Consider the following 13,931-nt stretch of genomic DNA (forward strand, 5'->3'; position numbering starts at 1 on the left):
GCAAATGTGAGAAAACTGCTACCTTTATCTATACGTAAATGAAAAATAGGCAGGTTGGAGTACTACGCGCCGGAGAACACCATGTCGAAGAAAATCCTGATAGTCGATGACGAGCCCAATATCGTCTTCTCCGTTGAGTTTCTGATGAAACGCAGCGGCTATGAGGTATCAACCGCAGTGGATGGCGAGCAGGCGATTCAGTCACTCGCTGAAGAAGTTCCCGATTTAATGATTCTGGATGTGATGATGCCGCGTAAGAACGGATTCGAGGTATGTGCCGAAGTACGTAACGATCAGCGATTCGCGGATCTTCCCATTTTAATGCTGAGTGCAAAGGGACGGGATGCAGAAATAAAGAAGGGGTTGTCGCTTGGTGCCGACGCCTACATCACAAAGCCGTTTTCAACCCATGAGCTGGTCGAGAAAGTCGACCAATTACTAAAACGAAGAAGTGAGGAGGAGTAGTCAGATGATGCCTGCAATACAACCTTCCACACCTCCAAAAACGCCAAAGCCGCTGGACGAGCTCCGTGCCATGCATAGCACCATGGGTATCGGTGAAATTCGTCTTCGTGACCTGGTCAGGCAACAGCTGTTGATATTCAGTCCCGACGCTACCCTGCGCAATGCCATGTTTGAGCTGAATCGGATTGGCGCACATGCCGGTGTGGTGGCTGAGCAGGGTGACCTGCCGCTGGGTATCGTCACCTTACACGATCTGATCGATGCAATTACCTTTTTGGGCGCAAGTCTCGACGATCCAGTGTTCGCCTTCATGACTGCCGCCCCGGTAACCCTGCCTGTCGATTCGGCGGCACACCGAGCAAAAATCGCTCTGACCCGCGGACGCGTGAATCACCTGGTGCTGGTGGAGGCGGATGGTCAGATTTTCAATCTGCTGTCACCGGCCGACTTACCTGGATTTCGCGAGGGGGGTGCCGAAATCCTGATTCAAAGCATCGAATTAGCGAATAACGTGGATAGTATGGCCAAGGCCACGATTGCAGTACGGCAACGGGGTAGTGAGCTCTTTTCCAATGGCATGGGAGTGGAGGCCTTGTGTCAATGGATGTCAGGTCTGAATGACTTGATCAGTATGCGGGTGATTGAACTGGTTGCCGATGAGTTCGATCTGCCGCCGGTCTCCTGGTGCTGGATGGCCTTCGGCTCGGAAGGGCGCTTGGAGCAGACCTTCGCAACGGATCAGGATAACGGCTTGATCTTTCAACCGGAGAACGAGTCGGATACGCCCAGAATCCGTGCTGCCTTGTTGGAGTTTGCCAAGGCAGTAAACAAAGCCCTCGATCACTGCGGATTTGCACTCTGTCGCGGGGGGATCATGGCAGGTAATCCCAGTTGGTGTTTGTCAGTCGAGGAGTGGCAACAGTGCTATTTGGGGTGGATGTCGACACCTGATCCCAAGGCCTTACTGAATGCCACTATTTTCTTCGATTTCCGACCACTCTACGGACAAGACGAGCTGGTTGATGATCTACACCATTGGCTATTACCTCAACCGGCCGAACATCCAAGATTTCTGTATGCGATGGCGGAGGAAGCCCTGACCTGTGTCCCGTCGCTGGGTTGGTTGGGTGGCTTTACCTATGACGGCGGTAATCGCTATCCCCATACCATCGATTTGAAGAAACGCGGAAGCCGTCCGTTCGTGGATGCGGCACGAATCTGGTCCTTGAAACATGGTATCTGGTCCACCAATACGTCAGAGCGCTTGCGCAGAGCAGGCGAGGCTATGGAGCGTGCCGCTACGGATACCATTGCTTCGATTGAGGCGTTTGATTTCATTCAGCGCCTGCGCATTCAGAGGCAGTTGGCCGGCGGTGATTACGATGAGGTCAATCGGATCAATCCGAAAAACCTCAGTATAACCCAGCGTCAAATGTTGAAAGAGGCGTTCAGACAGGCCAAATCAATACAGTTGAGATTAAGGCAGGAATTTCTGGACTGAGTTGCGTATGGCCATTGTCAATCCGCAGTAACAGTTTTTTGACCTCGTCACTACCCGAGCTGGCCTGCTGATCGGAGGAGATTGTTGTTTCGACCATCAATGCTGGAAATTAGAGTCAAGATATTGAGCACTTGAACAAGCGGATGCCTACCGGTCTCCCCATCTTTATGGATCAGTCTCAGACATCATGAGCAGATGGAAGATACTTACTATGCGAAGGGTCTTTTTTCTCAACAGGCAAGGCTTGATCGTTACCCGAACCGTTGGTGTCCTGGTGTGGAATGCACCAGATATCATTGAACAAATCAGCTCCCTCGTCACTACCCCGTAGATCCGCCTCACCACACTCTCGATCCAGCAATAATCAGATGGTCTTGATTGTTTTCATCTCTCGGAAATGTTTTTTGAATCCAATCCGTAACGACCTGCGTAAAGGTAACTGAACGCAGCAATTTCTGCGAATCCAAACTAAAACACGGGAATGAAACCATGAATAAAATTATACTCACTGCAGCCATGATCCTTTCAACCAACTTGTACGCCGGTGCATTTGATGTCACGGGCCAAAATCCCGATCTGTATGAGGGAACAGCAGAATCGACCCAACTCGCGACAGCCGTACAGCCAGGCATTGGCGATTCATACGGTAGCTCCATCCTCCACACTGGCGGATATGCTGATACCCGTCATACTACACAAAATGGCGTGGATGAAGGCTATGGCAGTATCCTGATCGATGTCGGTGCGCCGGTTAACTGGTAAGCCGTCTGTGGAATAGATGGGGCTTGTCTCCATCTATTCGTCAATGCAGCTCAACCTAAGCTTCGAAACATAACCTGCCTACTAGGGCCTATTGGATTAGTGTTGACAGCCCCGAATAACATGTCCGCAGTAATCCGCGACGAGTTGTCCTATAAGGAAAACCCAATCCAGTCTTGAGCGATAGATATCCACCCCTGGACGGATGTGGAACTCTGTTGTGCATCCTAAAAATCTGGTAAGACTATAATTACCACCACCTGTAATTGCAGCCACTAGGGATCAAAGTGGTTCCCGTTATTGACACGGGATGTTTCGTTGCCGGATTAATAAACATATTGGAGAATTATTAACCCCAGCCAGTCAAGATCAATAGCGGAATCGGGATTCAGCGCGCTTAATTTTGTCTAATTGTAATGGTTATGCAAAATATGAAAGGATTGAGAATCGACTCATGGAACATGAAACCTTGAAAGGATCAGGAGTAACAAGGCTGAGCTGGTTTGAAAAAATCTGGCAGACCTTCTGTCGATGGGTGGTCAAGATCTTTTATCGCAGATTCGAGGTCTCGGGGCTGGAAAATCTGCCAGAGAACCAAGGCATTGTGCTCTGCGCCAATCATGTCAATGCCCTGGCCGACCCGCTGGTGTTACAGGCAGCGACCAAAAAGGCCATTCGACCGTTGGCACGCAGCGGTTTATTCGATAACCCCCTGTTAAGGCCGGTTCTGCAACACATAGGTGCCGTGCCGATCTATCGTCGAGCCGACCCGGGAGTCGATGTCAGTAAAAACACCGATACCTTTGAAAAATGTTACGGGTTGCTTTCAAAAGGTGAAACCCTGATTATCTTTCCTGAGGGACAAAGTCACGATGACTCTCGGTTAAGCGAGTTAAAGACAGGTGCGGCGCGCCTGGCTTTAGGAACAATTGATGTGACCGGCGTCGAACCGGCAGTCATTCCCGTAGGCCTGACATTTCCGCAAAAGGGTCAATTCAGAAGTGCTGTATTGGTGCAGTTTGGTATGCCGGTTGAGCTCAGGTTTCCTGAAAACTATACCGATGAGCAGAAAACCAACGAACTTACCGAGAGAATCAGACAGGGTTTGACATCACTCACGCTGAATGCTGAAAGCTGGGAAGAGATTCATCTCGTCAACAGGATCGAACAGTTTTTCGCCATGCGTCACGGAAAATATCATCGGCGAAACCTGCAGCAACGATTTCGCGCCCAGCAACGTATCATCGATGCGCAAAAGCTGCTTAGAAACTATGAACCTGATCGGGTCAGGGCGCTGATCATCCAGCTCAAACATTTCGAACGGATCTGCCACTATTGCGGTGTCAAAGACTATCAGCTTTCGATAGATTACAAACCTACTTTGATCGTACTCTATCTACTACGAATGGTAGGAATGCTGTTGATCGTGTTCCCAATTGCGCTTTGGGGTATGATCAACAGCTATATCCCGTATCAAATTACGAAACGTTTAACACGTCGTTTCGCCAGGGGAACGAATCAGTACGATACCACCCAAATGGTATTGGGACTGATCTCTTTTTCGGCCGTGTGGAGCCTACAGGTTTTCCTGATATTTCAATACTTCGGTTGGCAATGGACGATTCTCTATATCGTGACACTGGTTATCAGTAGTGCAGTACTGTTGATGGTGCGCGGAGAAAAACAGAGGATTATCGAAAATATCCGGGTATTTGTTCTGTTCCTGAGAAAGCGAGATCTAAAGAGCTACCTGTGGAAAAAACGGCAGGCACTGGAAAAGGAGCTGGCCAAAATGGTCAGGATAGCCAATCGACTCTCAAACCACTGAACAATATTCATGTCGATCAAATGAAAAGAAAGTTACTTTTTATCGCGGCGCTGCTTTTGCTGTTACCTATGCCCACACCGGCAGACCAGAGCGTAGGCGATTGTGCCATTCTTCTGCACGGCATGGGCCGCACCTCCCTGTCGATGAGCTTAATCGAGGATGCTTTGACAGCACAGGGATATACGGTATGGAATGAAGGTTATCCGAGTCTGACCCAGAGCCTGGAACAATTCACCACGCCGATGGTGGAATCGGCCATAACATACTGTCGAGACAGTCAGGCGGCATCAATTCACTTCGTCACACACTCCCTCGGCGGTATTATCGTGCGCTATTATCTGCAGGATCATCAGATAGACGAGCTGGGCCGCATCGTGATGTTGGCGCCACCCAATAAGGGCAGCGAAGTGGCCGATGAGATGAAAGACGGGTTTCTTTATCAGACAATTATGGGGCCCAATGCCCAGGTGCTGGGAACCGATGAGAATAGCCTGCCAAACCGCCTTAAGCCGATCGAGGGTGAAATTGGGATAATTGCAGGAGAGGCAGGCGGAGATTCCTGGTTTCTACCGGAAATACCCGGTGCCGATGATGGCAAAGTCGCTGTTGAGCGTACCAAGCTACCAGAAATGAAGGATTTTATCAGGGTAGAATCCGGGCATACATTTATCATGCGGGACGATACAGTGATTTATCAGATCGTGTTTTTTTTGGAAAATGGACATTTTGATCACAAGATTTGATTGAGTGTAAGAAGTGATCAGACATGGATGTGTAATAAATGCGCATCATTGCTATTACCCATAGATAATCAAGTAACCGCTATGGAGCTTTGGTTTACTTTGTTGACTGGGAGGATGAGTCGATTTTCCATGGTTTAGACGTAGTCTGTTGGCGCTTTTATGAAATGACTGGAGCTCTTTTCCGCTCAGCTGCGTTATCATTCACTCATTCTGCCTCGCTGGACGAAAAATGGTCAAAGCAGGGCGCATTGGATAGGTGTTAACAGGCCCTGGTTGAAAATGAGTAGCGAACAGCAAAGCAATCCACCGAACATGGGCAACCCTGTGCATCTGCTGGCCTTCGGGTTTGGTTTCGGACTGTCGCCAAAGGCGCCGGGCACGCTCGGTACCCTGGTCGGCATTCCTGTCTACCTGGCCATGCAACCTCTGCCACTGGTCTACTATCTAACCATTACAGCGGTGGCTTTTCTGATTGGCATCTGGCTCTGTGGGCAGACCTCCAGGGATCTGGGTGTGCATGACCACGGCGGGATTGTCTGGGATGAGATCGTCGGCTATCTGGTGACCATGACATTTGCCCCCAGCGGTTGGTTTTGGCTGATGGTCGGTTTCATTCTGTTCCGCTTTTTCGATATTGTGAAACCCTGGCCGATCCGTTGGGTCGATCAGCGGGTGGAAGGTGGTTTCGGCATTATGGTGGATGATCTGATCGCCGGGGTTTTTGCTGCCATCTGTCTGGCGCTACTGAATCAATGGGAGTGGTTCTGAATGACAAACCGATGTCTGCTGATCTGCCTGCTCTGGCTCTCGCTTACTGCCTCACCGGCTATTGGGGTAGAGCGGATTGTGGTGGAGGCGCTGTTTGCCGATAAGGCGATGGTCAGCATCGACGGTGTCAGAAGGTTGCTGAAACTCAACAAACCGTCACCGGAAGGGGTGCTGCTGATCTCTGCTTCCAGTAAGCAAGCCGTGATCGAGGTGGACGGTAAGCGCGATACCTACCAGCTGGGCGGACATATCTCCAGCCAATTCAGTAAGCCGGAACAGGTGACCGCCAAAGTCTGGCGTGATCTGGCAGGCGCCTACTCCACGGTGGGCACCATCAACGGCTTGACCGTGAATTTCCTGGTCGATACCGGCGCCACAGCCGTGGCGATGAATACCAGTCAGGCGAAGCGTCTGGGCGTTCAGTATCGCTATAAAGGCAAGCCGATCATGGTGAACACCGCCAACGGGGTCACCAAGGGCTATGAGGTGACCCTGGATCGGGTTCAAGTGGGGGACATCACGCTGCGACGGGTCAAAGGCTTCGTCATCGAAGGCTCCGGGCCTGGTCGGGTATTGCTCGGTATGAGTTTTCTCAACCGGGTCAAAATGGATGACCAGGGGGATGTGCTGGTGCTTGAGAAGCGTTTCTGAACGTTTTCAGCAAACAGCCTGTCAGTCTGGGTCCGTGGTCTTATCCCGTTCGATCAGGGCATAGGCCGAGTGGTTGTGAATCGATTCGAAGTTCTCCGATTCAATCACATAGGCACTGATCCGGTCTTCCCGGTTAAACTGAACCGCGATGTCCCGAACCATGTCTTCCACAAACTTCGGATTGTCATAGGCGGTTTCAGTGACAAACTTCTCATCTGGGCGTTTCAGCAGGCCGTACAGCTCGCAGGAGGCCTGTTTCTCAACCATGTCGATGATCTCTTCAATCCAGATGAAACCGTTGGTTCTGGCCTGTACGGTGACATGCGAACGCTGGTTGTGCGCCCCCCGGTCCGAGATCTTTTTCGAACAGGGGCAGAGGCTGGTTACCGGCACCACAACCTTGATCTCGATGATCGGTTTGCCGCCATGGATCTCACCAATCAGGGTGACATCGTAGTCGAGCAGACTCTTGACCCCGGAGATCGGGGCGGTTTTATTGATGAAAAAGGGGAAATTCATCTCGATATGACCCGATTCCGCCTCCAGGCGTTCGGTCATCTCCGCCAGCATATCCTTGAAGGACTCGACGGTGATTTCGGTTTCGTGGCTGTTGAGGATCTCCACGAAACGGGACATGTGGGTGCCCTTGAAGTTGTGGGGCAGGTTGACGTACATGTTGAAGTTGGCAATGGTGTGTTGCTCGCCTTCACTGCGGTCCCGGATCCGCATCGGGTGGCTGATGTCTTTGATACCTACCTTGTTAATGGCAATCTGCCGTGTATCGGCACTGTTCTGGACATCGGCAATCTGTGAACCATTAACTGGTGTTTTATCGAGCATTTCGGTGTTTCCTGTCCAGCCATATATTGGATGTGGACCGCTAGTCTAATCGTATTGTTCCAAGGTTATCCCCGCTGCCGGGTAGGGACAACAGGGAGAACATCAGGTATTTATTACCTTGATATCAAACGGTTATCGGGGCCGGTGCAACCACCTCGTAGCCCAATACCGCTGGGTCGAACAGCAAATTATCTCCAGAATCAAGGGTTCGAGTCAATTCTCGGGGGGTAGGATACGGTCAGTAGGTTCGGTCGATGATGTAGTTCGCGATCCAGCGCAGGGAATCCGCTTCATCGGAAAAAATCTCAAGATTCTTCAAGGCTTCCTCGATCAGTCCCGAGGCTTTCTCTTTGGCCTCTTTCAGACCCATGATCGAGGGATAGGTGGGTTTTTCCTGGGCCAGATCCTTGCCTTTGGTCTTACCCAGGGTTTTCGGGTCCCCCTCCACATCCAGAATATCGTCCTGGATCTGGAATGCCAGACCGATGCATTTGGCATATCGGTCCAGGTGGGATACCTGGGTCTTGCTGGCGTTGGAGCTCAGTTGAGCGCCCATGCGAACCGCTGCGCGAATCAGTGCGCCGGTTTTATGGATGTGCAGATTCTCCAGCTCAGCAAGATTGAGCTCCTGGCCTACGGCCTGCAGATCGATGGCCTGTCCGCCAGCCATGCCTCGGGATCCACTGGCCCGGGCCAGGGTCTCCACCATCGCCAGGCGGGTCTCCGCATCGGCTGGAATCTTCGGATCGCAGCAGAGCACCTGAAAGGCGAGGGTCTGCAGGGCATCCCCCACCAGAATGGCAGTCGCCTCATCAAACGCCTTGTGGCAGGTGGGACGGTTGCGCCGCAAATCGTCATCATCCATAGCCGGCAAGTCATCGTGGACCAGGGAGTAGACATGCACCAGCTCGATTGCACAGGCCGGTCCGTCGAGTGAATCCAGTGGCAGACCGAGAGCCTGACCGGAGGCGTAGACCAACAGGGGACGCACCCGCTTGCCGCCATTCAGGCAGCTATAGCGCATCGCCTGATGCAAGTGGGCGGGCAGGGTGGTTTCAGCGGGCAGGCGTTGATCAAGTGCCGCCTCAACCCGCTGTTTGCACTGCTCGATATAGGCTTCCAGGGGGCTATTCGCTGTCATTAGAGAAAGATTCCAGTTCGGATGACTGTTGCTCTCCACTGAGAATCTGAACTTTCTGCTCAGCTTCCTTAAGGGCCTCCTGACAGAGTCGGGTCAATGAGACGCCCCGTTCGAATGATTTCAGGGACTCCTCGAGGGATTGATCGCCCTGCTCCAGGGTTTCAACCAGGCTCTCAAGCTCTTTCAAGGCTTCTTCAAAGGTCGGTGTTTTCGGTTTTCTGGGCACGGTAATTAGGGTCGGTTGATGCAGCGCCGATTGTTTATTTTATGTTTACAGCCTGTAAAACTAACCCACCCCAGATAGGGGGGTCAATGATAATCTGGAACTCATTCAGACGGATAGCACGAGAGAGTCTGATCTGGCCGGGTCAATTTTCACGCGGAAGGGTGTCGATGGACTCGCCAGCCAATGCCCAGATGTGTAAACTCCCCGCGGTGTCAACAGTTTGTAATAGGATTGATAACCCAATATGAGTGGCAGTTACGACGCTTCTGATATCGAAGTACTCAGTGGTCTCGAGCCGGTTCGCAAAAGACCGGGGATGTACACTGACACCTCCCGCCCGAACCATCTGGCGCAGGAGGTGATCGACAACAGTGTCGATGAGGCCGTAGCCGGATTTGCCAAGACGATCGAGGTCACCCTGTTTGAGGATGGGTCCCTGCAAGTGGTCGATGACGGTCGCGGCATGCCGGTTGACGTGCATCCGCAACAGGGGGTGCCCGGTGTGGAAGTTATTTTGACCAAGCTCCATGCGGGCGGCAAATTCTCCAACAAGAGTTACCAGTTTTCCGGCGGCCTGCACGGTGTCGGTGTCTCTGTCGTCAATGCCCTGTCGAAACACCTTGAGGTGTGGGTAAAGCGCGGTTCCAAGGAGTACAACATCGCCTTTGCCGGTGGTGAGAAGATCTCGGATCTGGAAGAGGTCGGCAAGGTCGGGCGCAGCAATACCGGGACACGGGTACGCTTCTGGCCGGATGAGCAGTATTTCGACAGTGTTAGATTTTCTATTCGTCAATTGCGTCACGTGCTGCGGGCCAAGGCGGTGCTCTGTCCCGGTCTCAAGGTAACCTTCCACGACGAAAAGAGTGGTGACAAGGAGACCTGGCTCTATGAGGATGGATTAAGGGACTATCTTCTGGATGCCCTTGAAGAGGCCGAGCGGATTCCCGATGACGCCTTTGTCGGTGAGATGGCAGGTAATCGGGAGGCGGCGGCCTGGGCGCTTGTCTGGCTGCCTGATACGGGCGAACTGGTGACCGAAAGTTATGTCAATCTGATTCCCACCGCCCAGGGTGGAACCCACGTCAATGGCCTGAGAACCGGCCTCACCGATGCGGTGAGGGAGTTTTGTGAATTCCGCAATCTACTCCCCCGTGGTGTGAAATTAACGCCTGAAGATGTCTGGAACAGGGTCTCATATGTGCTCTCTGTCAAACTCCAGGACCCACAATTTTCCGGTCAAACCAAAGAGCGTCTATCCTCCAGGGAGTGCGCGGCTTTCGTATCCGGTGTGGTCAAAGACTCATTCAGTCTGTGGCTGAACCAGCATACCGAGGCTGGCGAGCGTATTGCCGAACTGGCGATCACCTCGGCTCAGGGACGGATGCGGGCCGGGCGCAAGGTGGCCAGGAAGAAGGTGACCCAGGGGCCGGCACTGCCGGGTAAGCTGGCAGACTGCAGTGCGGTGGATCCAACCCGCAGTGAGCTGTTTCTGGTGGAGGGTGACTCGGCTGGCGGTTCCGCCAAACAGGCCCGGGATCGAGAATACCAGGCGATCATGCCTTTGCGGGGTAAGATTCTCAATACCTGGGAAGTGGATCCGGCCGATGTGCTGGCCTCCCAGGAGGTACATGACATCTCAGTGGCGATCGGTGTGGAACCGGGCAGCAGTGATCTGTCCGGATTAAGATTCGGCAAAGTCTGTATTCTGGCCGATGCGGACTCAGACGGGCTGCACATTGCAACCCTGCTGTGTGCCTTGTTTCTGAAACATTTCAGGCAACTGGTTGAGCAGGGCCATGTCTATATAGCTATGCCGCCGCTCTACCGGATCGATGTGGGCAAGCGGGTCTTTTACGCCCTGGATGATTCCGAGAAAGAGGGGGTTCTGGATCGGATCGAGGCGGAAAAGCTGAAGGGCAAGGTCAATGTACAGCGCTTTAAAGGCCTGGGTGAAATGAACCCGATGCAACTCCGTGAGACGACCATCCATCCGGATACCCGAAGGTTGATCCAACTGACGGTAGAGACCGGGGACAGCACCAACAAGGTCATGGATATGATGTTGGCCAAAAAACGGGCATCTGATCGAAAAAAATGGTTGGAGAAAAAGGGCGATCTTGTAGAAATCTAGAATTTGAGTTTTCGATACCGATGAATATTTATAACTGCAAATACCAGCACCACCGACCTGCTCCATTTCGGTCGGTTTCAGTAACTCTTCTGCTACTCATATTCTCACTGGCTTCAGTCGTACAGGCTGCTGAGTTTCAACAACTGGTTGATACGGATGTTGAACAACTGCAAACCAAGCTTGATGAGATGAAAACCCTGGCGCCCCAATTGAGAGTTCAACTCAGGAAGGTGCGTTCACGAGTCGAGTTTGACGTACGACAGATACATGCCATCGAACGCAGCATCAGCCAGTCAGAAAAGGATCTGGAGCGATTGATCCTCATGCATAGAGGGAATCGCTTCAATGAGATGAGAGCCCATTTTCTTGCGGATAGTCTGCGCCGAAAAAGCCGCAACCTGCATGCTGGTGAAAACTATGTCATGTCCATGATCGAGCGGGAGCAGGAAAACCCTGAGCCGGGCAAGCTTGAGTTATTGGAGGATTACAATCAGCTGCAACTGCAGCTGGCTAGCTACAATCAGCTGATGGATGTGTGTCTATCGATTTTGAATGTTCAGAATGAAATTGAGTGATGCAAAGACCGATACTCATCGTAGTTACGTTGACGCTTGCGGCTGCCTTGGTTTGGATGCTGCTGTTCTGGCAACCTCAGGATGAAAAGCACGCTACTATTCCGCTACAGGCCACACCCCAGGGTGGTGATTTCAGTTTTGACTCCTATCGGGGTGAAGTAAGCCTTAAGGATTTTCGTGGCAGTGTGGTGCTGCTCTATTTCGGTTATACCTGGTGCCCGGATATCTGCCCGACCAACCTGTCCATGATCAGTGCCATTCTGGACGAGATCCCGGAGGCAGAACGGGTCAGAGTACAGCCGATATTCATCAGTGTGGATCCTGCCAGAGACAGTGTGCAGAGACTGAAGGAGTATGTGGAGTATTTTCATCCCAGTCTGCTTGGATTGACCGGTGATCTGTCTGCCCTTGCCGAGGTGAGCGAGCAGTATGGTGCAGCTTACAAGATCCATGCAAAACAGGGCGATGACAACTATGTCGTCGATCACACCGCAGATACCTATCTGATCGATACAGACGGGAAACTGGCAAAGATCCTGCCTCATGGTACCGATCTGGAGGCGTTGATGGCCGCTGTTCGGGAACTGCTTTGATTGCGGTACTCGCCAGGTTCTGCGTTTAGGAAAATCTGAGTAGAAATCCGGCAGATTCCAGATAGTTCGCCTCCTGTTCCAGTTCTGCCTGTGTCAGCGGGTGGTGTTCGATCCAATCTTCCGGGAATACCAGTGAGATACGGTTCTCTTCCACCTCGATTCTGGGAATGGGTTTGGCAACGGCGGAGCGGGCTCGGTGACTCAACACCGCAAGCCGGAGCAGCACGCAGAGGTGTTTGGTACAGGTGACAACCTCACTGGGCAGCTGTTCGAACACCGAGCTTGGGAATTTTCTTCGATGGCCTCGCACCATGGCCGACAGGACCCGTTGCTCCTGGCGGGAGAATCCGGACAGGTCGGAGTTTTCAATCAGATAAGCACCATGTTTCTGGAATTGGCTGTGGGCGACAGTCAAACCAATTTCGTGGACTTTTGCAGCCCATGTCAACATCGCTGAATATTTGGGGACTTCCAGTTGCCAGCTTCGCTTGACCTGATCCAGCAGGTTGAGGGCGGTCTCTTCGATACGTTTTGATTGATCCTGATCCACGTTGTAGCGCTTGATCAGGGTTTTCAGGGTTCTTTCTCGGGCATCCTCATCCTGGCTTCTGCCGATCATGTCGTAGATCAGGCCCTCTCTGAGTGCTTCGGATGAGACCTCCATGTGATCGATACCGATATGCTCGAAGACGGCGGATAACACCGCCACACCACCGGCGAAAACCGGTTTTCGCTCCTCAGACAGACCTTTCAGGGAAAGGGCCTCCACCGAGCCAACCTCGACCAGATGATCGGTGAGTTTCTGCAGGGAACTGCGGGTGATGCCGGATTCACTCCAGCCTTGCGCAATGACCACGTTGCGGATCGATTTGATACTCCCCGAGCTACCGATAGCGCGAATCCAGTCTCCATCGCGAAATTCGTTTCTGACCGGTCGTATCTCAATCGCACAGGCCAGCATCACGGCGCGCATCGATTGACTGGTGATCTTACCGTCAGGAAAGTAGCGCCGGCTCATGCTGACACAGCCCATGTGCAGGCTCTCCCGCTCTAACGGCTGATAGCCCTGACCGATGATAAGTTCGGTACTGCCACCACCGATATCCACCACCAGACGTTTGTCGTTATCGGCTGCCAGACCATGAGCCACGCCGAGATAGACCAATCTGGCCTCTTCACGACCGGCGATAATCTCGATCGGGTGGTGCAGGGCCTTTTCAGCGAGGCCCTGGAAATTATCGGCCGGGTGGATTTGACGCATGGTGTTGGTGCCCACGACCCGCACATTCTCGGGGGGGAGTGGTCGTAAACGCTGGGAGAAGCGGTTGAGACAGCTGAGCGCCCGCTCAGCAACAACAGGATCCAGACGCTTGTCTGTGGTCAGACCTTCGCCCAATCTGACCATCTCTTTCATCTTGTCGATGATCTGCAGATGCCCATCATTCACCCGGGCTACGATCAGGTGAAAACTGTTGGAACCCAGGTCTATGGCGGCGATGGCTTCCTCCAGGTCCGCCTCTGGAAGCTGTTGCGTCATATTTTTACTAACTCGCTGTAATACAAACCGGGGGCATCATATCAAGAAAATGCAGCCTTCAATAACCCGAAAAGATCGGCCACTTGTATCCGGACTCAGGATCACTCCCTGACAGGCGTTGTCAGATGACTGACAAACCATCTCAAAAGCGTGGCTTTTAAACTGCTACTGGA

The 13,931-nt window shown here is 52.4% G+C and carries 14 protein-coding genes; 10 read left to right on the forward strand and 4 right to left on the reverse strand.

Features of this window, described 5'->3' with window-relative positions; all coding sequences use genetic code 11:
* The first annotated feature begins 81 nt into the window (after positions 1-81).
* From A3193_RS04975 to A3193_RS05005, 7 genes are all read left to right on the forward strand, one after another.
* Positions 82-465: a response regulator transcription factor gene (locus A3193_RS04975; RefSeq protein WP_069005086.1), complete on the forward strand. Its 384-nt coding sequence runs from the start codon at positions 82-84 to the stop codon at positions 463-465.
* Positions 466-469: 4 nt separating this feature from the next.
* Positions 470-1,966, forward strand: coding sequence for a DUF294 nucleotidyltransferase-like domain-containing protein (locus A3193_RS04980; protein WP_141694758.1), 1,497 nt, complete (start codon positions 470-472; stop codon positions 1,964-1,966).
* 489 nt (positions 1,967-2,455) lie between these two features.
* Positions 2,456-2,728, forward strand: a complete 273-nt coding sequence (locus tag A3193_RS04985) for a hypothetical protein (RefSeq protein ID WP_069005087.1) — start codon at positions 2,456-2,458, stop codon at positions 2,726-2,728.
* 451 nt (positions 2,729-3,179) lie between these two features.
* Positions 3,180-4,553 carry a 1-acyl-sn-glycerol-3-phosphate acyltransferase gene (locus A3193_RS04990; RefSeq protein WP_069005088.1) on the forward strand — a complete coding sequence of 458 codons (1,374 nt, stop codon included), beginning with the start codon at positions 3,180-3,182 and terminating at the stop codon, positions 4,551-4,553.
* On the forward strand, positions 4,478-5,296 hold the full coding sequence (locus A3193_RS04995; RefSeq protein WP_141694759.1) for an esterase/lipase family protein: 819 nt from the start codon (positions 4,478-4,480) through the stop codon (positions 5,294-5,296). Before A3193_RS04990 ends, A3193_RS04995 begins: the two co-directional genes overlap by 76 nt.
* A gap of 279 nt (positions 5,297-5,575) precedes the next feature.
* Positions 5,576-6,064, forward strand: coding sequence for a phosphatidylglycerophosphatase A family protein (locus A3193_RS05000; protein ID WP_069005089.1), 489 nt, complete (start codon positions 5,576-5,578; stop codon positions 6,062-6,064).
* Positions 6,065-6,715, forward strand: a complete 651-nt coding sequence (locus A3193_RS05005) for a retropepsin-like aspartic protease family protein (protein ID WP_069005090.1) — start codon at positions 6,065-6,067, stop codon at positions 6,713-6,715. It begins immediately after the preceding gene.
* Positions 6,716-6,736: 21 nt separating this feature from the next.
* Here A3193_RS05005 and folE2 read toward each other — a convergent pair whose 3' ends face one another.
* From folE2 to A3193_RS05020, 3 genes are all read right to left on the reverse strand, one after another.
* Positions 6,737-7,555 (reverse strand): GTP cyclohydrolase FolE2, encoded by an 819-nt coding sequence (gene folE2, locus A3193_RS05010; protein ID WP_069005091.1) that lies wholly within the window; start codon positions 7,553-7,555, stop codon positions 6,737-6,739.
* Between the two features lie 238 nt (positions 7,556-7,793).
* The gene (ispA, locus tag A3193_RS05015; protein ID WP_069005092.1) at positions 7,794-8,696 is read right to left on the reverse strand and encodes a (2E,6E)-farnesyl diphosphate synthase; all 903 of its coding nucleotides are present in this window, start codon (positions 8,694-8,696) and stop codon (positions 7,794-7,796) included.
* Positions 8,683-8,922 (reverse strand): exodeoxyribonuclease VII small subunit, encoded by a 240-nt coding sequence (locus tag A3193_RS05020; protein ID WP_069005093.1) that lies wholly within the window; start codon positions 8,920-8,922, stop codon positions 8,683-8,685. The genes ispA and A3193_RS05020 overlap by 14 nt, the downstream gene beginning before the upstream one ends.
* A gap of 244 nt (positions 8,923-9,166) precedes the next feature.
* Between A3193_RS05020 and parE the strand changes: the two genes are divergently transcribed.
* The 3 genes from parE to A3193_RS05035 are packed head-to-tail and all read left to right on the forward strand — an operon-like array spanning position 9,167 to position 12,221.
* Positions 9,167-11,053: a DNA topoisomerase IV subunit B gene (gene parE, locus A3193_RS05025; protein ID WP_069005094.1), complete on the forward strand. Its 1,887-nt coding sequence runs from the start codon at positions 9,167-9,169 to the stop codon at positions 11,051-11,053.
* A 20-nt stretch (positions 11,054-11,073) separates the two neighbouring features.
* Positions 11,074-11,628 (forward strand): hypothetical protein, encoded by a 555-nt coding sequence (locus A3193_RS05030; RefSeq protein WP_069005095.1) that lies wholly within the window; start codon positions 11,074-11,076, stop codon positions 11,626-11,628.
* The gene (locus tag A3193_RS05035) at positions 11,628-12,221 is read left to right on the forward strand and encodes an SCO family protein (RefSeq protein WP_069005096.1); all 594 of its coding nucleotides are present in this window, start codon (positions 11,628-11,630) and stop codon (positions 12,219-12,221) included. Before A3193_RS05030 ends, A3193_RS05035 begins: the two co-directional genes overlap by 1 nt.
* A gap of 25 nt (positions 12,222-12,246) precedes the next feature.
* Here the strand turns inward: A3193_RS05035 and ppx are convergent, their stop codons facing one another.
* Positions 12,247-13,758 carry an exopolyphosphatase gene (ppx, locus tag A3193_RS05040; RefSeq protein ID WP_069005097.1) on the reverse strand — a complete coding sequence of 504 codons (1,512 nt, stop codon included), beginning with the start codon at positions 13,756-13,758 and terminating at the stop codon, positions 12,247-12,249.
* Positions 13,759-13,931 lie beyond the last annotated feature (173 nt).

It is taken from the genome of Candidatus Thiodiazotropha endoloripes, from assembly GCF_001708965.1.
Classification (GTDB): domain Bacteria; phylum Pseudomonadota; class Gammaproteobacteria; order Chromatiales; family Chromatiaceae; genus Thiodiazotropha; species Thiodiazotropha endoloripes.

What these genes read in the sequence shown, in the direction of transcription:
- A3193_RS05030 (WP_069005095.1), top strand. Translation starts at nt 11,074, where the DNA reads ATGAATATTTATAACTGCAAATACCAGCACCACCGACCTGCTCCATTT.
- A3193_RS05035 (WP_069005096.1), top strand. Translation starts at nt 11,628, where the DNA reads ATGCAAAGACCGATACTCATCGTAGTTACGTTGACGCTTGCGGCTGCC.
- A3193_RS04985 (WP_069005087.1), top strand. Translation starts at nt 2,456, where the DNA reads ATGAATAAAATTATACTCACTGCAGCCATGATCCTTTCAACCAACTTG.
- ppx (WP_069005097.1), bottom strand. Translation starts at nt 13,758, where the DNA reads ATGACGCAACAGCTTCCAGAGGCGGACCTGGAGGAAGCCATCGCCGCC.
- A3193_RS04975 (WP_069005086.1), top strand. Translation starts at nt 82, where the DNA reads ATGTCGAAGAAAATCCTGATAGTCGATGACGAGCCCAATATCGTCTTC.
- A3193_RS04980 (WP_141694758.1), top strand. Translation starts at nt 470, where the DNA reads ATGATGCCTGCAATACAACCTTCCACACCTCCAAAAACGCCAAAGCCG.
- A3193_RS05000 (WP_069005089.1), top strand. Translation starts at nt 5,576, where the DNA reads ATGAGTAGCGAACAGCAAAGCAATCCACCGAACATGGGCAACCCTGTG.
- A3193_RS05005 (WP_069005090.1), top strand. Translation starts at nt 6,065, where the DNA reads ATGACAAACCGATGTCTGCTGATCTGCCTGCTCTGGCTCTCGCTTACT.
- parE (WP_069005094.1), top strand. Translation starts at nt 9,167, where the DNA reads ATGAGTGGCAGTTACGACGCTTCTGATATCGAAGTACTCAGTGGTCTC.
- folE2 (WP_069005091.1), bottom strand. Translation starts at nt 7,555, where the DNA reads ATGCTCGATAAAACACCAGTTAATGGTTCACAGATTGCCGATGTCCAG.
- ispA (WP_069005092.1), bottom strand. Translation starts at nt 8,696, where the DNA reads ATGACAGCGAATAGCCCCCTGGAAGCCTATATCGAGCAGTGCAAACAG.
- A3193_RS04990 (WP_069005088.1), top strand. Translation starts at nt 3,180, where the DNA reads ATGGAACATGAAACCTTGAAAGGATCAGGAGTAACAAGGCTGAGCTGG.